The organism is Cellulosimicrobium sp. 72-3 (genome assembly GCF_013127315.1).
GTDB classification, from domain to species: Bacteria; Actinomycetota; Actinomycetes; order Actinomycetales; family Cellulomonadaceae; genus Cellulosimicrobium; species Cellulosimicrobium funkei.
Genome location: NZ_CP053419.1, coordinates 1596836 through 1616962 on the forward strand (window position 1 = coordinate 1596836; position 20127 = coordinate 1616962).

Annotated in this window: 15 protein-coding genes and 1 tRNA gene; 8 read left to right on the top strand and 8 right to left on the bottom strand. The window is 75.9% G+C overall.

Translation table 11 applies throughout. The features are described 5' to 3' along the window. Positions 1-272: 272 nt before the first annotated feature. The 3 genes from HKK73_RS07220 to HKK73_RS07230 form a co-directional block, all read right to left on the bottom strand. Complete coding sequence (locus HKK73_RS07220; RefSeq protein ID WP_144680216.1) at positions 273-755, bottom strand: hypothetical protein; 483 nt, start codon at positions 753-755, stop codon at positions 273-275. A gap of 752 nt (positions 756-1507) precedes the next feature. Beyond that, on the bottom strand, positions 1508-1897 hold the full coding sequence (locus HKK73_RS07225) for a hypothetical protein (RefSeq protein WP_043659524.1): 390 nt from the start codon (positions 1895-1897) through the stop codon (positions 1508-1510). Positions 1898-2124: 227 nt separating this feature from the next. Beyond that, a tRNA-Arg gene (locus HKK73_RS07230) sits at positions 2125-2200 on the bottom strand. Between the two features lie 132 nt (positions 2201-2332). On the opposite strand from HKK73_RS07230, the gene HKK73_RS07235 reads away from it, so the two are divergent. The 8 genes from HKK73_RS07235 (at position 2333) to HKK73_RS07270 (ending at position 14060) form a co-directional block, all read left to right on the top strand. After that, the gene (locus tag HKK73_RS07235; protein WP_085388167.1) at positions 2333-4015 is read left to right on the top strand and encodes a GTPase; all 1683 of its coding nucleotides are present in this window, start codon (positions 2333-2335) and stop codon (positions 4013-4015) included. Then, the gene (locus HKK73_RS07240; protein WP_194522433.1) at positions 4012-5598 is read left to right on the top strand and encodes an ABC transporter; all 1587 of its coding nucleotides are present in this window, start codon (positions 4012-4014) and stop codon (positions 5596-5598) included. The genes HKK73_RS07235 and HKK73_RS07240 overlap by 4 nt, the downstream gene beginning before the upstream one ends. A gap of 44 nt (positions 5599-5642) precedes the next feature. Beyond that, a complete protein-coding gene (locus HKK73_RS07245; RefSeq protein ID WP_171467727.1) occupies positions 5643-6323 on the top strand; it encodes a single-stranded DNA-binding protein in 681 nt (226 codons plus the stop codon). Between the two features lie 135 nt (positions 6324-6458). Next, positions 6459-8141: an energy-dependent translational throttle protein EttA gene (gene ettA, locus HKK73_RS07250; protein ID WP_076406694.1), complete on the top strand. Its 1683-nt coding sequence runs from the start codon at positions 6459-6461 to the stop codon at positions 8139-8141. A gap of 267 nt (positions 8142-8408) precedes the next feature. After that, a complete protein-coding gene (locus HKK73_RS07255; protein WP_034650493.1) occupies positions 8409-9362 on the top strand; it encodes a phosphotransferase family protein in 954 nt (317 codons plus the stop codon). A 144-nt stretch (positions 9363-9506) separates the two neighbouring features. Beyond that, positions 9507-11621, top strand: coding sequence for a GTPase domain-containing protein (locus tag HKK73_RS07260; RefSeq protein WP_171467728.1), 2115 nt, complete (start codon positions 9507-9509; stop codon positions 11619-11621). Next, complete coding sequence (locus HKK73_RS07265; RefSeq protein WP_171467729.1) at positions 11618-13372, top strand: GTPase; 1755 nt, start codon at positions 11618-11620, stop codon at positions 13370-13372. Before HKK73_RS07260 ends, HKK73_RS07265 begins: the two co-directional genes overlap by 4 nt. A gap of 190 nt (positions 13373-13562) precedes the next feature. Then, positions 13563-14060: a thioesterase family protein gene (locus tag HKK73_RS07270; protein WP_043658693.1), complete on the top strand. Its 498-nt coding sequence runs from the start codon at positions 13563-13565 to the stop codon at positions 14058-14060. A gap of 34 nt (positions 14061-14094) precedes the next feature. On the opposite strand, the gene HKK73_RS07275 is transcribed toward HKK73_RS07270, so the two are convergent. The 5 genes from HKK73_RS07275 to ptsP form a co-directional block, all read right to left on the bottom strand. Continuing rightward, positions 14095-15675, bottom strand: a complete 1581-nt coding sequence (locus HKK73_RS07275; RefSeq protein ID WP_171467730.1) for an SDR family oxidoreductase — start codon at positions 15673-15675, stop codon at positions 14095-14097. Next, positions 15672-16661: a DNA topoisomerase IB gene (locus HKK73_RS07280; protein ID WP_114553454.1), complete on the bottom strand. Its 990-nt coding sequence runs from the start codon at positions 16659-16661 to the stop codon at positions 15672-15674. Before HKK73_RS07280 ends, HKK73_RS07275 begins: the two co-directional genes overlap by 4 nt. A 33-nt stretch (positions 16662-16694) precedes the next feature. Continuing rightward, a complete protein-coding gene (locus HKK73_RS07285) occupies positions 16695-17543 on the bottom strand; it encodes an acyl-CoA thioesterase II (RefSeq protein ID WP_253705916.1) in 849 nt (282 codons plus the stop codon). A gap of 141 nt (positions 17544-17684) precedes the next feature. After that, positions 17685-18116: a globin gene (locus tag HKK73_RS07290; RefSeq protein WP_171468705.1), complete on the bottom strand. Its 432-nt coding sequence runs from the start codon at positions 18114-18116 to the stop codon at positions 17685-17687. 117 nt (positions 18117-18233) lie between these two features. After that, positions 18234-19937: a phosphoenolpyruvate--protein phosphotransferase gene (gene ptsP / locus HKK73_RS07295; protein WP_051028506.1), complete on the bottom strand. Its 1704-nt coding sequence runs from the start codon at positions 19935-19937 to the stop codon at positions 18234-18236. Positions 19938-20127: the final 190 nt, after the last annotated feature.

A 20127-nucleotide genomic window follows, 5' to 3' on the forward strand; every position in this document is an offset into this window, starting at 1 on the left:
GGTCCTTCGCTCGTGCGTGCCGTCGGACGCCGTCGGTGGCGGGTGGAGGACGCCCTCGCGGGCTCCCCCCTCGACCCGGGCGAACCGGGTGGAACCGGCCTGCGCCGGTCGGGCGAGTATATCTACGACCGGTGGCCGGATCTTTACCCTTTCCGGGGATCGGGAGGGTGAGAACTCCCCATGTCAGACCAACGTTCGGGCCGTCCGCGAGTTCCGCCCCTCGGCTCGTGCGTCGGTGCGTCGGGGTGCTCGGCGAGAGCGTGCGCACGTCCTCAGCCGGGCGGCCGAAGGAAGTCCGCGGCGAGCTCTGCGGGGGTGGCGCCGGTGAACCCGGTGCCGTCCAGCGGTCGCGTGAGCTCCTGGGCGCGGGCGCCGTCGGTGATCGTCACGTGGAGCGTGTCCTCGTGCCAGCGGATCCGCGCGTAGGCCAGCGGCTGCCCGAAGTCGCGGAGCAGGTCCTCCCAGGTCCCCAGATCGACCAGGTAGGCGGCCCATCCGAGGCGCCGCGACCAGGGCGTGAAACCGCTCGCCCCCACTCCCGGGGCGGTCGGGCGTAGCCCGGGGACGCCGGCCGCGAGCGCGGCCCGGACGGCCCGCGAGTCCTGCGCCACGAGCAGGTCCACGCTCCCGCCCTGCACGGTCCGGACGCGCACGCCGCCCGGGAACGGCTCGAGCGCGAGCGTGACCGGGTCGGGGCCAGGCTGGCCCGCCTCGATCCGGCCGACCGCGGCGATCAGATCCCCGAGCGTGCTCACGTCCCTCTCCGTCCTGCGCCTCGCGCCGTCGCCGACCATGACCGGGTCCCGTGTCCCGTGTCCCGTCGTCCGTTCGGCGTCGGTGACCGCATTCTCCGCCTCGCCGGCCGAGGGTGAGTCCTGTCGCTGCGGGCTCGTGAAGGCCCCGATCACGAGCTCCGCCGCGCGCACGTTCTCCTGGGGCACGTGCCCGTCGTAGAACCAGGTGCGGCCTTCCCCGTCGAGCACGTGGCCGAGCTAGTGCCGCACCGTGGTGCGAACGTGCTGCTCGAGCATCTCTCCGTCGACGGTGTCGCCGTCGTCCGTAGGCGGCGACGTCCTCGACGATCCAGACCCGCAGCGCCTCCCCGGGCCGCACGGTCGCGTCGGAGAGCCCCACCACCCGACGCCGTGCGGGACGAACCGCCACCGCGTGTCGCACACCGGCAGCCCGCGTGTCCAGAGCCGCTCGATCTCCTCCCACGCGATCGCGTTGACGACTCCCGCGACGTCGTCGGGCACGCACGACGTCCCGGGCGTCACGGGGGAGTAGGCGGCGAAGCGGGGGACGGGACGGTCGCGGGCAGATCGGCGCTCGCGGTCGAGCCGACGGTCGTGGCCGGGACAGCCAGGACGAGCTGGCGCAGGCTCTGGGAGTGTCCCGGGTGCGGGGCGACCGCCGCGGCGGGGTGCGCCGACATCGGCCGATAGCAGTCCCACACGACCCCGATCGGCGGCCCCTTCGCGGCATTGGTCCGTCCGTCCAAGGGCGGCTAGATGAGTGCGATGAGTGCCGCACACACCGCACCGCATGTGCCGGCCCCGAGAACGGCCCATCGCTCGAAGGCCTCTCCGGTCGCCGACGCCACGTTTCGCCGACCCGATCTGCTCCTTCTCTCGAGGAGCTCAGTGACGAGCACAAGCACGGCGAACGCGCCGCAAGAGGCCCAGGCGAAGCCGCGCCCGAGTGGGGATCCCAGCAGGACGGCGAAGCCGACGAGCCATCCTCCAAGGCCTACGAGGATGAAGAGCGCCCCGACCACGTACATGGCAGCGACGGAACGTGGCCCGCGAAGCGACTTGACCCAGTAGCTTCCCACCCCGAAGAAGCCGAGTCCGCAGAGCGTCAGCCCTGTCACGGCAACGGCCTGGACGACGACCACCGACGACCTCCTCACCACATCAAACTCGCACGTTGCAGAAGGTCCTAGCGGGTCTGCCGAACACGATCGTGGTCCGTCCGTCCGTCCGTCCGTCCGCACGAGCACGGCTAGACCTCGGTGCACTCCTCGCCGTTCGACGTAGCAGATCGCCAGCAGCGGGCACTCCTGCGTGCCTCAGTGGTTCGGTGCTCGAGCCCTCGAACTGCTGGGATTCCGACGGTTCCGCGTGGTGCCCCGAGCAGGACTCGAACCTGCAACCTACGGATTAGAAGGCCGTTGCTCTATCCATTGAGCTATCGAGGCGCGCGCCCATCGTAGTGGGAGCCGGGCGTGCTCGGGAGGTGGGGCCGCGGTGGTGGAGCCGCAGGTCGGGTGGTCGTGCGTCGTCCGGCGCGTGCGTTTGGCGGGGCCCTCGACAGCGGTCACTATGAACCAGTGAGAACCCCAGACGCCGCCACGAGCGACGCGAGCGCCACCTCGGCCGGCCGGTCGCCGGGCTCGTGGCGTCCCGCTCAGGCGACCGAGGAGCTCGGTGTCACGGTCTTCGACGTCGCGCGCGACCTGCGCCGCGACGTGGCGGACGTGCGCCTCCCGCTCGCGATCGACGGCGCGACCGAGGCCGACGCCTCGCGCCGCCGTCTCCTCACCCAGCTCGACGAGCACCTGCTGCCGCGGCTGCGGGAGCTGTCGTCGCCCGCGATCGTGGTCATCGCGGGGTCGACGGGGGCGGGCAAGTCGACGCTGTACAACTCGCTGCTCGGCGAGGAGGTGTCGCAGGCCGGCGTGCTGCGGCCCACCACGCGCGAGCCGGTGCTCGCGTTCAACCCGCTCGACGCGGACGTCATCGTCGAGGGTCCGGTAACCCGCGTGGCGCGCGTGATCGACCACGACGGCGTGCCGCGCGGCACGGGCCTGCTCGACGCCCCGGACCTCGACTCGCTGCTGTCGGAGAACCGCGACACGGCCAGCCTGCTCCTCGAGGCGGCGGACCTGTGGCTGTTCGTCACGACGGCGTCGCGCTACGGCGACGCGCTGCCGTGGCAGGCGCTGTCGCGCGCGAAGGAGCGCGGGGCGAGCGTCGCGATGGTCCTCAACCGCGTCCCGCGCGAGACGCTCACGACGATCCGCGGCGACCTGCTCCAGCGGCTGCGCGACCACGGCATGGACGGCGTGCCGCTGTTCGTCGTGCCCGACGTCGGCCCGCACGAGGGTCTGCTCGACCGCTCGGTCGTCGCGCCGGTCGCGCGCTGGCTGACGATGCTCGCGGGCCCGGACCGCTCCCGCGCGGTGATCGTGCGGACGCTCAAGGGGTCGCTCGCGGCCCTGCCCGACTGGGTCACCGGCGTCTCGGACGCGGTGGAGGAGCAGGTCGAGGCCGCGGCGGACCTGCGTTCCGCCGTCGAGCGGGCGCTGCCGCCGGTGCAGGACGCCGTGCGCCGCACCGCGCTGGACGGCGCCGTCGCGCACGGGTCGCTCGAGGCGCGCTGGGCCCAGGTGACGGGCGCCGGGCGCGTCGACCGCGTCAAGGTGCGGGGCGGCGTCGTGCGGTCGTCGCGCCGCCGGGGCCGCGCGCGCGACCTGGTGCTCGCCCCGCTGCTCGACGAGACGCGCGACGCGGCGCGGCGCACGCTCGCCGCGGACGGCGTCCTCGCGTACGAGGCGCTGCGGGCGGCGCTCGACGGCGACCGCCCGCTGCCCGGCGGGGCCGACGTCCTGCCCGCCGAGGACGCCGCCGCCGCGCGCCGTGAGGCGTCCGCGACGACCCAGGTGCAGCAGTGGGCGACGCGCGCCGAGCACGTGGTGGCCGCGCTCGGGGCGCCGTCGGCGTCGGAGGCGGGCCGTGCCGCGGTGAAGGCGTTCGGGGAGACGGGCGTCGCGGCGCTGCTCCTCGCCGGCGCGGCAGGGAACGACGACGCCGCCCGGCTCGTGCGGACCGTGCTCGCCGACGAGGGCGACGAGGCGGTCGCCGCGCTGCGCGACGACATTGCCGACCGGGCCGCGACCATGGTCGAGCGGGAGGCGGAGCCCGTCCTCACGACGCTCGCCGACCCCGCGCTCGCCGCGGACGCCGCCGTCGGCCTGCGCCTACGACTCGCCGAGCTGAGGAGGCTCATGTGACGTCCCACGACGCCCAGCTGCGCGCCCGGGTCGACGACCTCGCGCGCGCGGTGGACCTCGCGGGCGACCGCCTCGACCCCGCCGTCGCGGCCCAGGTGCGCGACGCGATCGGCGGCGTGCGCGAACGCCTCGCGCTCGGCGTCGACCACACCGTCGTCGCGCTCGCGGGCGGCACCGGGTCGGGCAAGTCGAGCCTCTTCAACCGGGTGTCGCGCCTCGACTTCGCGGACGTCGGCGTCAAGCGGCCCACGACGGCCCGGGTCACGGCGTGCTCGTGGAGCGACGCCGCGACAGCGCTGCTCGACTGGCTCGACGTCGACCCCGAGCGTCGCATCACGCGCGACGGCGAGCTCGACGCCGAGGACGAGTCGGCGCTCGGCGGCCTCGTCCTGCTCGACCTCCCGGACCACGACTCGATCGAGCCCGCCCACCGCGCGGTCGTCGACCGGGTGCTGCCGCTCGTCGACCTGCTCGTGTGGGTCGTCGACCCGCAGAAGTACGCCGACGACGCGCTGCACTCGGGCTACCTGCAGAAGTCGACGGGGCTCGAGGGCTCCATGGTCGTCGCGCTCAACCAGATCGACACCGTCCCCGAGGCGCGCCGCGCGTCGCTCGTCGAGGACATGGACCGCCTCCTGCAGGAGGACGGGCTCGACGGCGTCTACGTCACCACCGTCTCCGCGCGCACCGGCGAGGGTCTGGACGAGCTGCGGTCGCTGCTCGAGCAGGCGGTCGCGCGACGCAGCGTCGCCGCGAGCCGCGTCGCGGGCGAGCTCGACCGCGCCGGGGCGCTCCTGCTGGAGCAGCTCCCGGGCGACGTCCCGTGGACGATGAGCACGGCCGTCGAGGAGGAGGTCGACGCGCTCGCCGACGCGACGGGCCTCGCCGCGGTCGCGGGCCAGGTCGGCGCGGCCGTGCGCAACGGGTACGGGCGGCCCGAGTTCTCGCCGCCGCAGCCCGACGCCGTCGCCCTGTCGCGCTCGCGCTGGCTCGCGCGCGCGGGGCGCTCGCTGCGGTCCGGCTGGCAGAAGGCCCTCGACGAGGCCGTCGCGCCGTCTCCGCGCGTCGCCGAGGCGACGCGGTCCGCGCTCGCGAAGATCCCCCTCGACACGCGCGGGCCGTCGTCCTCGCGCCCCACGCGGCGCGCGGCCTGGTCGGCGCTCGCGGTCGGGGTCGTGGCGGGGGTCCTGGCGGTGCTCGGGTCGCTGCGCGTGCTCGACCTCGGGCGCACGCTCGTCACGGTGTGCGCGGTCGTGGCGGCGGTCGCCGTCCTGGGCGCCGTGGTCGCGTTCCTCGTCGCGCTCCAGGTGCGGCGCACGCTCGCCCGACGCCGGGAGCAGCAGGTCCTCGCCTCGGGGCGCGGTGCGATCGAGCGCGTCGTGCAGGACGCGATGGGCCGGCCCACCCAGGAGCTCCTCGACCTGCACCGGCAGGTGCGCGAGCTGGCGCAGTCCGCGCGGGACAAGACGCCCGCCGCGCCGCTCACCGGGGCGCTACGGCTACCCCCAGGCATGGACGGCGCAGGCTCGTCCACAGGCGAGGGCCCGACGCCGGACGCCCCCGCCGCTCCCACCGCACCCTGAGGCGGTGGCCGGGACCAGCCCGGCCGTCGACCTCAGGAGGAACCATGCCCGGTGACGTCACGGTCACGCTGTCCGGCTTCGTCGCGACCACGCCCACGCTGTTCCGCTCGCAGTCGGGCAACGACTTCACGAGCTTCCGGATCGCCCAGACCCGGCGCTACCTCGACCGCGAGCGCGGCGAGTGGGTCGACGGCCGCACGCTGTGGTTCACGGTCAAGGCGTGGAAGAACACCGCGCGCAACGTCGCGCTCTCGCTCCACAAGGGCGACCCGGTCGTCGTCACGGGCCGGCTCTCGCTCGACGAGTGGGACGGCCCGGACGGCCCGCGCACGAGCCTCGTCGTCGAGGCGACGGCGCTCGGCCCGGACCTCACGCTCGGCGAGGCGCGGTTCACGCGCACGGTGCACCGCCGCGACGACGACGCCACGCGCCGCACCGAGAGCGGCCCCTCCGACGTGGCCGACGGCGACCCGCCCGCCCCGGCCGGCACGCTCGACCCGACCGGCGGGCCTGACGCCGCAGGCGGGGGCGACGCGGGCGGGGGCCCGGGCGACGGCCGCGGTGAGCCCGTCCCCGGCGAGCCCGCGCTCGACGAGCCTCCCGCCGACGACCCGTGGGCGGCGGCGGACGTCGCCGCGGCGCTGGGCGGGGAGCCCGACGCGTCGGGTGCTCGCGCGCCGCGTGCTCGCACCGCCCGGAAGGGGAGCGCGACGGCGGCTGCCTGAGCCGTGGGACGGGGCGGCGTCGTGACCTTCGACCGGTCGCGGCGCCGTCGGGCGCGTCCCGGCGGCCCGACCGCGTAGGCTGAGTGGTCGACGAATCCCGTACCTCTCCCGACCGAAACGGTGGAACGACAGGCTGTGGCTGAGTTCATCTACTCCATGTACAAGGCGCGCAAGGCGCACGGAGACAAGGTCATCCTCGACGACGTCTCCCTGAACTTCCTGCCCGGCGCCAAGATCGGCGTCGTGGGCCCCAACGGCGCCGGGAAGTCCACGATCCTCAAGATCATGGCCGGCCTGGACACGCCCTCGAACGGTGAGGCGCGCCTCTCCCCGGGGTACAGCGTCGGCATCCTGCTCCAGGAGCCGCCGCTCAACGAGGAGAAGACGGTGCTCGGCAACGTCCAGGAGGCCGTGGCCGACATCCTCGCCAAGAAGCAGCGCTTCGACGAGATCTCCGCGCTCATGGCGGAGCCCGACGCGGACTTCGACGCGCTCCTCGCCGAGATGGGCACGCTCCAGGAGGCGATCGACGCCGCCGACGCGTGGGACCTCGACTCGCAGCTCGAGCAGGCCATGGACGCGCTGCGCTGCCCGCCGCCGGACGCCGACGTGTCGGTGCTCTCCGGTGGTGAGCGACGCCGCGTCGCGCTGTGCAAGCTCCTGCTCGAGAAGCCCGACCTGCTGCTGCTCGACGAGCCCACGAACCACCTGGACGCCGAGTCCGTGCTCTGGCTCGAGCAGCACCTCGCGACGTACCCGGGCGCGATCCTCGCCGTCACGCACGACCGCTACTTCCTCGACCACGTCGCGGAGTGGATCTGCGAGGTCGACCGCGGGCGCCTCTACCCGTACGAGGGCAACTACTCGACGTACCTGGAGAAGAAGCAGGAGCGTCTGCAGGTCCAGGGCAAGAAGGACGCCAAGCTCGCCAAGCGCCTGAAGGACGAGCTCGAGTGGGTCCGCTCGAACGCGAAGGGCCGCCAGACCAAGTCGAAGGCGCGTCTCGCCCGCTACGAGGAGATGGCTGCCGAGGCCGAGCGCACGAGGAAGCTGGACTTCGAGGAGATCCAGATCCCGCCGGGCCCGCGCCTGGGCAACCTGGTCCTCGAGGCGACGAACCTCCAGAAGGGTTTCGACGGCCGCCAGCTCATCGACGGCCTGAGCTTCACCCTGCCGCGCAACGGCATCGTCGGCGTCATCGGCCCGAACGGCGTCGGCAAGACGACGCTGTTCAAGACGATCGTCGGGCTCGAGCCCCTGGACGGCGGCGAGCTCAAGGTCGGCGAGACGGTGTCGATCTCCTACGTCGACCAGTCGCGCGGCGGCATCGACCCCAAGAAGACGCTGTGGGAGGTCGTGTCCGACGGCCTCGACTTCATCAAGGTCGGCAACGTCGAGATCCCGTCGCGCGCGTACGTCGCGTCGTTCGGGTTCAAGGGCCCGGACCAGCAGAAGCCCGCGGGCGTCCTGTCGGGTGGTGAGCGCAACCGTCTCAACCTCGCGCTGACGCTCAAGCAGGGCGGCAACCTCCTGCTGCTCGACGAGCCGACGAACGACCTCGACGTCGAGACCCTGGGCTCGCTCGAGAACGCGCTGCTGGAGTTCCCCGGCTGCGCCGTCGTGGTGTCCCACGACCGGTGGTTCCTCGACCGCGTGGCGACCCACATCCTCGCGTACGAGGGCACCGAGGAGAACCCGGCGAGCTGGTACTGGTTCGAGGGCAACTTCGCCTCCTACGAGGAGAACAAGGTGGAGCGTCTCGGCGCGGAGGCGGCCCGCCCGCACCGCGTGACGTACCGCAAGCTCACGCGCGACTGAGCGACCGTCGTCGCACGGATCGGCCACGACGCCGGGCGGGACCCGTTCCCGCCCGGCGTCGGCGCGTCCGGGCCCGTCCTGGCCGGCCGAGCCGGCGGGAAGGTTGTGCCGTCGGGCTCGCGAGCCGTCGGCCCGTCCAGACCTCCAGGCGCCCCGCCGTCAGGCCTCGGCGGTTCAGCGGGACGGACCGTCCCCGCCGTCCGTGGCGGATCGGCGACGCGGAAAGGCGTTGACGCCGCCCGTCGGAGGTCGCGAGGATCCCTCGGCATGACCCTCGACCTCGCCCCCTCGCGCGTGCGCCCCTCCTGGCCCGACCTCCCGGCGGCGGTCCGCGCCGCCGTCGAGACCCGGCTGGGTGCCGGCGTCTCGGGCTGCACGAGCCACGACGGCGGCTACTCGCAGGGGCTCGCGTCGACGCTCCGGACCGACGCGGGCGACGTGTTCGTCAAGGCGGTCGGGCCCGAGCACCCCTTCACCGCCGACCTGTACCGGCTCGAGGCGCGGACCGCGCGGGCCCTGCCCGCCGGGACGCCGGCGCCCGCGCTCCGCTGGGTGCTCGACGACGACCTCGACGGTGCGGGGACCTGGGTCGCGCTGGCGTTCGACGCCGTACCCGGCCGGGCCGTCGCCACGCCGTGGCGCGACGACGAGCTCGCGGCGGTCGCGGACCTCGCCCGCCGCATCGGCGAGGTCGAGGTGCCCGCCGACTCCCCGCTCCCGCGCTTCGCGGACACGGTGGAGTGGCGCGAGTGGGAGGACCTCGCGGACCGTCGTCCGGCGGGCCTGGGCGCGTACGACCCGTGGGTCGCGGCCCGCCTCGACGGCCTCGCCGCGCTGGCGGAGGCGTGGCCCGAGGCCACGGCGGGCGACCACCTCGTCCACGGCGACCTCCGGGGCGACAACACGGTGCTCGTCGACCGTGCCGCCGTCGCGGTCGACTGGCCGTGCGCCGCGCGGGGTGCCGCGTTCTGCGACGCGGTCGGCATGCTTCCGGCCGTGCAGGTCGAGGGTGGTCCGCCGCCCGAGGAGGTGCTGCGGCGTCACCCTCTGCCGCGCCACGTCGAGCCCGACGCCGTGACCTCCTACCTCGCCGCGCTGACCGGCTACTTCCTCAAGTCCTCGCTCGACCCGGCGCCGCCAGGGATCCCGCACCTGCGCGCGTTCCAGCGGGCGCAGGCCGAGGTCGGCGTCGCGTGGCTCCGCCACCGCCTGGGGGAGTGACCTTCCGCGAGACCGGCTCGTGCGGTCGCGGTCGACCCTCGCAGGGGCGGTCTCGACCCGTGCGCGTCGATCTCGCCGGGTGCGGGGGACGGGCCTGCCGTGTCCCATCGGGCCTGGCCAGCGGCATTCCGGCAGACTGACGGGATGACGGCCAGCGGTGACTCCGGAGACGACGCGGTCCGTCCGGACGCGTCGACCCCCGACGGCCTGCGCTCCGACGGCCCGCGCCCCGACGGCCTGCCCGCCGACGGCCCGCGCGCCGGTGGGGTCGCGGCGGGCGCCTCGGCGACCACGGGGCTCGTCGAGGCGCTGGAGATCCTGCGGGGGCGGCTCGCCGCCACGCGGCTCCCGCTCGACCTGCCCGGCGCGGCGCTCGCGCGCGAGGACCTCGGCCTGGCGGTCCACCAGCTCGACGACTACCTGCTGCCCCGGCTGCGCTCGCACGCGGCGCCGCTGCTCGTCGTCGTGGGCGGGTCGACCGGAGCGGGGAAGTCGACGCTCGTGAACTCGCTCCTCGGCGAGCACGTCTCAGCGCCCGGCGTGCTCCGCCCGACGACGCGCGCGCCCGTCCTCGTCCACCACCCGCTCGACGAGCGCTGGTTCTCGACCGACCGCGTGCTGCCCGGGCTCGCGCGCGTGAGCGAGCACGGCGCGCGGCCCGCAGCCCCCGGCACCCCGACCGGCACGGCGACCGGTCCCGGTACCGGGACCAGGCCCGGCGAGCCCGCCACGCCGCCCGACCCGACGCGCACGCTGCGCCTCGTGGCGAGCGACGCGCTGCCGCAGGGCCTCGCGCTCGTGGACGCGCCCGACGTCGACTCCGTGGAGACGGCGAACCGCGAGCTCGCCGCGCAGCTCCTCGCCGCGGCCGACCTGTGGCTGTTCGTCACGACGGCCGCCCGCTACGCCGACGCCGTCCCGTGGGACCTCCTGCACCGTGCCGCCGAGCGCCGTGCGCAGGTCGCGATGGTCCTCGACCGGGTCGACCCGGGCACCGAGGCCGTGGCGGACGACCTGCGCCGGATGATGGACGAGAACGGCCTCGACGCCGCGACGCTCTTCGTCGTGGGGGAGTCCGAGCTCGTCGACGGCTTCCTCCCCGAGCGGGCGGTCGCCGCGGTCGCGTCGTGGCTCTCCGCGCTGGGTGCGGACGGCGACGAGCGGGACCGGGTCGCGACCGCGACGCGAGACGGGGTCGTGGACGACCTCGTGCGCCGGGCGGTCCTCGTGGCGGGCGCCGCCGACGCGCAGGCGGCGTCGGACGCGCGCCTTCGCGGCGTCGTCGAGCGCGCGTACGACGAGGCGGCGACGACCGTGGACGCCGCGACGAGCGACGGCGCGCTGCTGCGCGGCGAGGTGCTCGCGCGCTGGCAGGACTTCGTGGGCACGAGCGAGCTGTTCCGCTCCGTCGAGCAGAGCGTCGGCCGGGTCCGCGACGCGCTCGCGGCGTTCTTCCGCGGGCGTCCGGCGCAGGCGCCGCAGGTCGAGCAGGCGATCGCGCACGGGCTGGAGGCGGTGATCCTGGACGCGACGGACGTCGCGGCCGAGCGCGCCTACGGCGGGTGGCGCGCGGACCCCGCGGGGTCGGCCCTGCTCGACGGGCTCGACCTGGCGCGGTCGTCCGCGGGCGTGCGGGCGCGCGTCGCGGAGGAGATCCGGGGCTGGCAGTCCGACGTCCTCGACCTCGTGCGCGAGCAGGGTGCGGGCAAGCGCGGCGCCGCTCGGGCGCTGTCCTTCGGGATCAACGGGCTGGGGCTGAGCCTCATGGTCGTCGTGTTCGCCTCGACCGGCGGCCTGACGGGCGCCGAGGTCGGGATCGCGGGCGGGACGGCGATCCTCGCGCAGAAGCTCCTGGAGGCCGTGTTCGGCGACGACGCGGTGCGGCGCCTCACGCGGACCGCGCGCGAGCGGCTCGCGGAGCGGGTGCGCGTGGTGCTCGACGACGAGGCGCTGCGCTACACCGCGCAGCTCGACGCCCTCGGGACGGCCGACGCCGACGAGACCGCCCGCTCGGTCCTCGAGGCGGCGCGCGCGGTCGAGGCCGCGGCCCGGGTCGAGCGGTCCGCACGCCCCGCCGTCGCGGTCGGTGCGGACGGCGGCCGGACCGCCGTGGGTCGGCACGCCGCGCGTCTCCTGCGCGGCGCGGGGTGGACCCCGCCGCCTCCGGACGAGTCCGCGGTCGCGCCGGGGGACGAGGCGGCAGAGCCGGCCCGGCGGCCGGGGTTCTGGCGCCGCCTGCTGGGGGGTGAGCAGGCATGACGATCGACCTCGCGGCGCGCACGACCGCGCTGGAGACCGCCGTGCGCGCGGGGGAGGGGCGCGTCGACGCCGACCTGCTCGCCGACGCGCGGACCGTCGTCGCCCGCGCGCGCGAGCGGGCCGGGCTGTCGGCCGACCACACCGTCGTCGCGCTCGCGGGTGCGACCGGCTCCGGCAAGTCGTCGGTGTTCAACGCGCTCGCGGGCACCGAGCTCGCGACGGTCGGGGTGCAGCGGCCCACGACGTCCCACCCGCTCGCCGCGGTGTGGGGCGCGTCGGGACCCGCCGCCGGCCCGGCGGGACCGGCCGCCCTCCTCGACTGGCTCGAGGTGCGGCGACGGCACGAGATGGGCACCCCGCTCACCTCCGGGGACCCGGGCGACGCGCGCGCGGGCGGCGGCCTGCGCGCGCTCCTGCGCGGTCGCCGCGCGGGCGAGCTGACGAGCGGCCTCGTGCTGCTCGACCTGCCCGACCACGACTCAGTCGTCGTCGAGCACCGCGTGCGCGCGGAACGCCTCGTCGAGCGCGCCGACCTGCTCGTGTGGGTCGTCGACCCGCAGAAGTACGCGGACGCCGCGCTGCACGAGCGCTACCTGCGCCCGCTCGCGGGGCACGGCTCGGTCGTCGTCCTCGTGCTCAACCAGGTGGACCGGCTCACGCCCGCCGACGCCGACGCGTGCCTCGCCGACCTGCGCCGGCTCGCGGCCGAGGACGGGCTCGCCGACGCGCGCGTGCTCGGCGTCTCGGCCCGCACCGGCCAAGGGCTGGACGAGCTACGGGGGCTGCTCGCGGACGCCGCGGCCCGGCGGCGTGCGTCGAACGACCGGCTCGCGGCCGACGTGCGCGCGGTCGCGCGCCGCGTCGTGGCGGCGTGCGGCGAGCCCGTCCCGGAGCGCGCGGCGCGCCGCGCTCGCGACGGCCTCGTCGACGCCCTGGAGGCCGCGGCGGGCGTCCCGACGGTCGTCGCCGCCGTGCGCGGCTCGGCCGTGCGGGACGCGCGCGCCGCGACGGGCTGGCCCGTGACGCGCTGGGTCGGCCGGTTCCGGCCCGACCCGCTGCGCCGCATCGGGCTGCGCACCGGGCCCGCCCCGGGCTCGGCGCGCGCGCGGGCGGCGAAGGAGCTGGGCACGGCCGAGACCGCGAGCCGGCCCGAGCTCGCGCGGACCTCGCTCCCGGCGGTCGGTGCCGCGCTGCGGGCCGGCGCGCAGACGGCGGTGCGCGACTACGCGGCCGAGGCCACCGCGGGCGTGCCGGACGACTGGGCGCTCGCCGTGCGCCGTCGGGCGTCCGAGGGCGCGGCGGACCTCGCCGACGCGCTCGACCAGGCCGTCGCGGGGACCGAGCTCGAGGCGGCCCGCCGTCCGGTGTGGTGGCGCGTCGTCGGCGCGTTCCAGTGGCTCGTGCTCGCGGCGCTCGTCGTGGGCCTGCTGTGGCTCGCCGCGCTGTGGGGGTTCACCTACCTGCGCCTGCCCGAGCCGCCGACGCCGGTCCTCACGCTCGGCGGCCCGGGCGCCCCGGAGCTGCCGTGGCCGACGCTGCTCGCCCTCGGCGGGATCGTCGTGGGCGTGCTCGTCGCGCTCGTCTCGCGCGCCGCGGCCGCGGTGGGCGGACGACGGCGGGCGGCGCGCGCCCGACGGCGGCTGCGCGACGCCGTCGGCCAGGTGGCCGACCGACTCGTGCGGCTCCCCGTGGGCGAGGAGCTCTCCGCGCTCGCGAGCTGCCGCGCCGCGGCCCTCGTCGCCGCGTCCTGACCGCCCCGCCCCCTCCTGGCGCCGAGCACGAGGTTGCCGTCGCCCTGGGCGCCAGGACGACGGCAAACTCGTGCTCGGCGCGGAGGAGCCTCGTGGTCGGCGGGCCGGTGGAGAATGGACCCGGTCCGGTGACCGGGGCACCTGTCCCGCCGGTCGCGCCGGGCCGCACCGTCGAGCGAGAGGACCCTCCATGACCCGTCTGCACGTCCCCGTCTCCCTGCGGTGGTCGGACCTCGACGCGTACGCGCACGTCAACAACGTCGAGATGTTCCGCCTGCTGGAGGACGCCCGCATCACCGCGTTCTGGACCCACCCGGACGCGGGCGAGGACGCCTGGCCGACGGCCGTCCTGGAGACCGGCCCGCACGCGACGAGCCACACCCTCGTCGCGCGCCAGGAGATCGAGTACCTGCGCCCGCTCGGCTTCACGCGCACGCCCGTCCGCGTCGAGCTGTGGATCGGGCACCTCGGCGGGGCCAGCCTGGAGGTCTGCTACGAGGTGCACGACGGCGCAGCGCGCTTCGAGCGCACCGGCCCCACCTCGGGCGGCGCCCCGTACGCGAAGGCCGCGACGACGATCGTCGTGGTCGACGCCGCGACGGGCTCGCCCCGGCGCATCAGCGAGGCCGAGCGCGCCGCGTGGGAGCCGTTCGTCGAGGAGCCGCTGACGTTCCGCCGCCGCCGCTGAGCCCCCGGAGCGGCGGCGTGCGTCGCCGCTCCGGTCAGCCCGGCTCTCGGTCGTCCCGTGGCCGGTCCGCGGAGGGGCGACCGCTGCGCGCGGCGCGCTCGGCGGCCTCGGCGACGTTGCGCTGCATCCCGCCGAACACCACGCCGTGGAACGGCTTGACGGCCCACCAGTAGAGCTGGCCCGCGAGCCCGTGCGGGTGGAACAGCGCGCGCTGCGCGAAGTAGGTCCGCCCCGGCCCGCTGGCGTCCTCCGGCGAGGGCCCCGGGGCGTCGGGGTCCGTCGCGTCGGGGAGCTCGGCCGCCGCCTCGTCGACGCGCAGCTCGAGCCACGCGAGGCCCGGGAGCCGCATCTCGGCGCGCAGCAGGAGCCGACGCCCGGGCTCGATCGCCTCGACGCGCCACCAGTCGAGCTCGTCGTCGACGCGGAGGTAGCGCTCGTCGCGCCGGCCGCGGCGCAGGCCCGGCCCGCCGACGACCCGGTCCATGAGGCCGCGCACGCGCCACGCGAGCGACCACGAGTACCAGCCGCCCTGCCCGCCGATCTCCTCGATCACGCGCCAGAGCACCTCGCGCGGCGCGTCCACGACGGTGCGGCGCTCGTCCACGTAGAGCGAGCCGCCCGCCCAGTCGGGGTCGCTCGGCAGCGGGTCCGACGGCGCCCCGGGCACCGACGCGGACGACCAGCGCGTCGTGACCTCGCCGTCGTGGATGCGCTCCAGCGCGAGCTCGACGGCCCTGTCGAACCCGATGAGCCCCTCGGGCGGGTCGGGGACGTACTGCGCGATGTCGTGCTCGTGGCACACGACCTCGTGCTGGAGCGACTCGACGAGGGGGCGGGCGATGCCGCTCGGCACGGGCGTGACGAGGCCGACCCAGTGCGACGACAGCCGCGGTGTGAGCACCGGCACGCTGACGATGCGCCGCCGGGGGAGGTTCGCCACGCGCGCGTACCGCTGCATCATGTCGCGGTAGGTGAGCACGTCGGGGCCGCCGATGTCGAAGCCGCGCGACACGTCGTCGGGCATCGAGGCCGAGCCGACGAGGTAGCGCAGCACGTCGCGCACCGCGATCGGCTGGATGCGGTTGTCGACCCACTTCGGGGTCGTCATGGCCGGGAGCCGCTCGGTGAGGTACCGCATCATCTCGAACGACGCCGAGCCCGAGCCGAGGATGACCGCGGCGCGCAGGACCGTCGTCGGGACGCCCGACGCGAGCAGGATCTCCCCGACCTCCTTGCGCGACGCGAGGTGCGGCGACAGCTCGCCCTCCGGGACGTCGGGGAACAGCCCGCCGAGGTAGACGATGCGCCGCACGCCGGCCTCGCGCGCCGCGCGCGCGAACGTCAGCGCGGTGCGCCGGTCGCGGACCTCGAACGTGCGCCCGGTGCCGAGCGAGTGCACGAGGTAGTACGCCACGTCGGCGCCCTGGAGCGCCGCCCGGATCTGGTCCAGGTCGCTCGCGTCCGCCTCGACGAGCTCGACGTCGTCCGCCCACTCGCGGCCCGCGAGCCGCTCGGGGTGCCGGGCGAGCGCGCGGACATCGAAGCCGGCGCGGAGCAGCTCGGGCACGAGACGCCCGCCGACGTACCCGGTGACCCCGGTGACCGCGGCCCTCATCCGAGGAGCTCCAGGACCTCGCGCTCGGCGCGCGTCTGCGAGCGCGTCGACCCGATGGTCTCGCCCCGCTCCCACAGGTCGAACAGCCGCGGGTCGATGTACGACGAGCGCGCCACGGCGGGCGTGTTCCCGAGCTCCTCCGCGACGTCCTTGACGATCCCCGTGACGACCCGCCGCCGGGCGCGCTCGGACGCGGGCGCCGTGCCGGCGTCGGCCAGGGCGCGCGCCGCGAGCACCGTCGCGTGCCACGTGCGGAAGTCCTTGGGCGTCGCGTCGTCGCCCAGGCGCTCCTTGATGCCGGCCTGGACGTCGGCGCTCGTGACGTCGTGCCACACCGCGCTGCCGGTCGCGTCCACGTCGCGCCACGCGAGCAGCTCGACGCCGCCCCGGCGCCGCTTGAGCGTCGTCACGAGCTCGGCGACGACCGGGTCCTCGACGACCACGTCACGCACCTGGCCCGACTTCGCCGGGTAGTGGAAGTGCACGCTCCCGTCGCGGCGGACGCGCGCGTGCTCCTTGCGGATCGTGGCGAGGCCGTAGCTGTTGTTCTGCTTCGCGTAGATCTCGCCGCCCGCCCGGAAGTACGCGAGGTCGAGCAGCCGGAACGCGAGCGCCAGCACCTTCTCGCGCGGCATGCCGGGGAGCTCGAGCTCGCGCGCGACCCGGCGCCGGGCGGCGGGCAGGCGACGGCCGACGTCGAGCACGTGGTCGTGCTTGCGGCGGGCCCGCCGCACCTGCCACTGCTCGTGGTAGAGGTACTGGCCGCGCCCGGCGACGTCCCGGCCGAACGCCTGGATGTGCCCGTTGGGGTACCGGCAGATCCAGACGTCGGACCACGCGGGCGGGACGGCGAGGCGCTCGCAGCGCGCGACCTCCTCCTCGTCGGCCAGGGGCAGGCCCTCGACGTCGAGGAACACCCACGCGTCGCCCTTCGGGCGGCGGGTGTACCCCGGCGAGGTCACGGTCACGCGGCGCAGTCGCACCAGGACAGTGTCGGGCCGACGCGCGTCCGTCGCCCGTCAGAGCGCGGGGAGGCGGACCATGCCCTCCTGGGCGATCGACGCGACGAGCGTGCCGTCCTGCGCGAACACCCGCGCGGCGCCGAGCCCGCGGCCGCCCTGGGCGCTCGGGGCCGACTGCACGTAGAGCAGCCACTCGTCCACGCGCACGTCGCGGTGCCACCACATCGCGTGGTCGAGGCTCGCGATCGACATGTCGGGCGTGACCCAGCTCGTGCCCGCCTGGCGCAGGATCGGCTCGAGCATGACCTGGTCACACGCGTACGCCATGAGCGCTCGGTGCAGCAGCTGGTCGTCGCCGACGTCGCCCCGCGCCCGCATCCACACCATCTGGTGGTCCTTGGGCTCGTGGTCCGGGTGCAGGTAGAGCGACCCGCCCACGTGCCGCAGCTCGAACGCCGAGTGGTGCGACCAGAACCGCGCGATGGGGTGGTCGATGCCGCCGAGCACGTCGAGAGCGGACGGCACCTCCTCGGGGGCCGGGGCGTCGGGCATCTCGGACGCGTGCTCGATGCCGCCCTGCTCCTCCTGGAACGAGGAGATCATCGACAGGATCGGCTTGCCGTGCTGGATCGCGTGCGTCCGGCGGGCGCTGAACGAGCGCCCGTCGCGCAGCCGCTCGACCGCGAGGTCGATCGGCACGTCGAGGCCGCCGGGGCGCAGGAAGTACCCGTGCAGGGAGTGGGGGAGCCGGCCCTCGGGGACCGTGCGGCCCGCGGCGAGGACCGCCTGCGCGAGCACCTGCCCGCCGTAGACGCGGCCCGTCGGCTGGTGCACGGAGACCCCGCGGAAGTGCTCCGGGTCGGCGGCCGACCCGTCGCCGTCGCCGACCCGCTCGAGGCGCAGCACGTCGAGGAGGTGGTGCAGCGGGTTCGGGACCTGCTCGCGCGGGGCGGCGTCCGACGTCGGGCCGGGTGAGGCCGAGGAGGTCGACGGCGGGGTGGGCTCGGGGGTCACGGTTGGGGCTCCTTCGCTCGGGCGGCGGGTCGGTCAGTCCTCGAAGGTGTTGAGGAGGGAGTGCGCCGCGCGCTCCAGATAGTCCCACAGCGTCGCCTCCTGGATCGGCGGCAGGTCCAGGGTGTCGACGGCGGCGCGCATGTGCGCGAGCCAGCGGTCGCGCGCGTCGGGGTTGACCTTGAAGGGCGCGTGCCGCATGCGCAGGCGCGGGTGGCCGCGCTGCTCGCTGTACGTCGTCGGGCCGCCCCAGTACTGCTCGAGGAACGCGGTGAGCCGCCAGCGCGCCGGGCCGAGGTCCTCCTCGGGGTACATGGGCCGCATGACCGGGTCGTCCGCGACGCCCTCGTAGAACGCGTCGACGAGGCGCACGAACGTCTCGTGCCCGCCGACCTCGTCGTAGAACGTGCGGCTCGGGCGGACCGGCGCGGTCGTGCCCGCGGGGTCGGCCGGCGCGCCGTTCGACAGTCCGGCGACGGGCAGCGTCGGGCGGGGGGTGGGCTCGGTCGTCACCGGCCCATCATCGCACCGGCGGCGGCGCGCTCCCGAGCCCGGAGCCGCCGCCCGGGGCGGTCCGGGCGCACGTCACAGCCCGAGCTCGGCGAGCACCGGCAGGTTCTCGCGCACGACGGCGCGCGCCTGGGCCGCGCTCTCCGCGTCGACCGCGAGGCGCGCGAGCCGTCGGCACTCGTCGACGTCGACCTCGCGCAGGAGCGCCGCGACGTCGGGGATGGCGCGCGCCGTCATGGACAGCGACGACACCCCGAGCCCGACGAGCACGACGGCGAGCACCGGCTGGGACGCCGCCTCGCCGCACACGCCCACGGGCCGGCCCTGCTGGGCTCCGCCCGCGCACGTCGCCTCGACGAGCCGGAGCACGGCGGGCTGCCACGGGTCGCTCAGCTCCGCGAGCGACCCGAGGAGCCGGTCCGCGGCCATCGTGTACTGCGTGAGGTCGTTGGTGCCGATCGACGCGAACGCCGCGCGCGCCAGGATCGGCCCGGAGAGCAGGGCGGCGCTCGGGACCTCGACCATGACGCCCGCCACGTCGAGGCCGTGCGCGCGGCAGCGCTCGACGAACCACTCGGTCTCCCCGACGGTCGAGACCATGGGCGCCATGACCCACACCTCGGCCTCCTCGGCCGCGGCGGCCTGCGCGATCGCGTCGAGCTGCTGCTCGAGCAGCTCCGGCCAGCGCGCGGCGGTGCGCAGCCCGCGCACGCCGAGCGCCGGGTTCTCCTCGTCGTCGACGGTGAGGAAGTGCAGCGGCTTGTCCGCGCCGGAGTCGAGGGTGCGGATCACGACCTTGCGCCCGCCGAACTCGCGGAAGACGGTGCGGTAGGCGGCGACCTGCTCCTCGACGGTCGGCGGCTGCTCGCGGTCGAGGAAGCAGAACTCGGAGCGGAACAGCCCGACGCCCTCGGCGCCGGACGCGGCCGCCGCCGCGGCGCCCGCCGGGTCGCCGACGTTCGCGAGGAGCTGCACACGGTGCCCGTCGCGCGTGCGGCCGGTGCCGTCGAACGTGCGCACCTGCTGCGACCGGGCCCGCGCCGCGGCCACCTGCTCGGGCGACGGGTGCACGACGACCGTCCCGGCCGCGCCGTCGACCAGCACGACGTCCTCCGGTGCGAGCGCCGCGCTCGCTCCCGTGGCCGCGACGACCGCGGGGATGCCCTTGGCGTTCGCGACGATCGCGGTGTGCGACGTCGGCCCGGCGCCGTCGGTGACGATCGCCAGCACGCGCGCGGGGTCGAGCGCGGCCGTGGCCGACGGCGCGAGGTCGTACGCGACGAGGACGAACGGCTCGGTGTGCTCGGGCACCCCGGGCGCGGGACGGTCGGTGAGGGCCGCGACGAGCCGGTCGCGGACGTCCGCGACGTCGCGGGCGCGCTCGGCGAAGTACCCGCCGAGCTCGGTGAACTGCCGCACGACCTCCTCCGCGGCCTCCCACACCGCGCGCTCGGGCACGAGGTGCTCGTCGAGCACGCGGCGCCGCGCGTCGGCCGCGAGCGTGGGGTCGGCCGCCATGGCCGCCGTCGCCTCGAGGACGTCGCGCGCGTCGCCGTCGGCGGCGTCCGCGGCGCGCTGGAGGTCGCCCGCGACCTGCTCCGCCGCGGCGTCGACGCGCCGCGCCTGCGCCTCGTGGTCCTCGCGCGGGCCCATGCGCAGCCCGGGCGCCGGCTCGTCGATGGCCTCCGGCATGAGCACCACCGGCCCGACGACCGTGCCGGGGCACACGCCGATGCCCGTGATGACCTGCCGTGCCTCGTCCTCGGTTCCGCCCGTCACGACCCTCGCTCCTCGTCCGCCTCGGGCGTGCGACCCGGGTGCCCGGGCCGGTGCGCACGCGTGCCCGTCACGGTCCGACCGCCAGGCGCCGTGCACGTCCCTGTTGCGGGGGCGTTGCGGGGCCGCGTCGATCCGGTGACAACCTCGCCAGGAGACTAGGCTGTTCCCAGGTGCTCGGCACCCCGACACC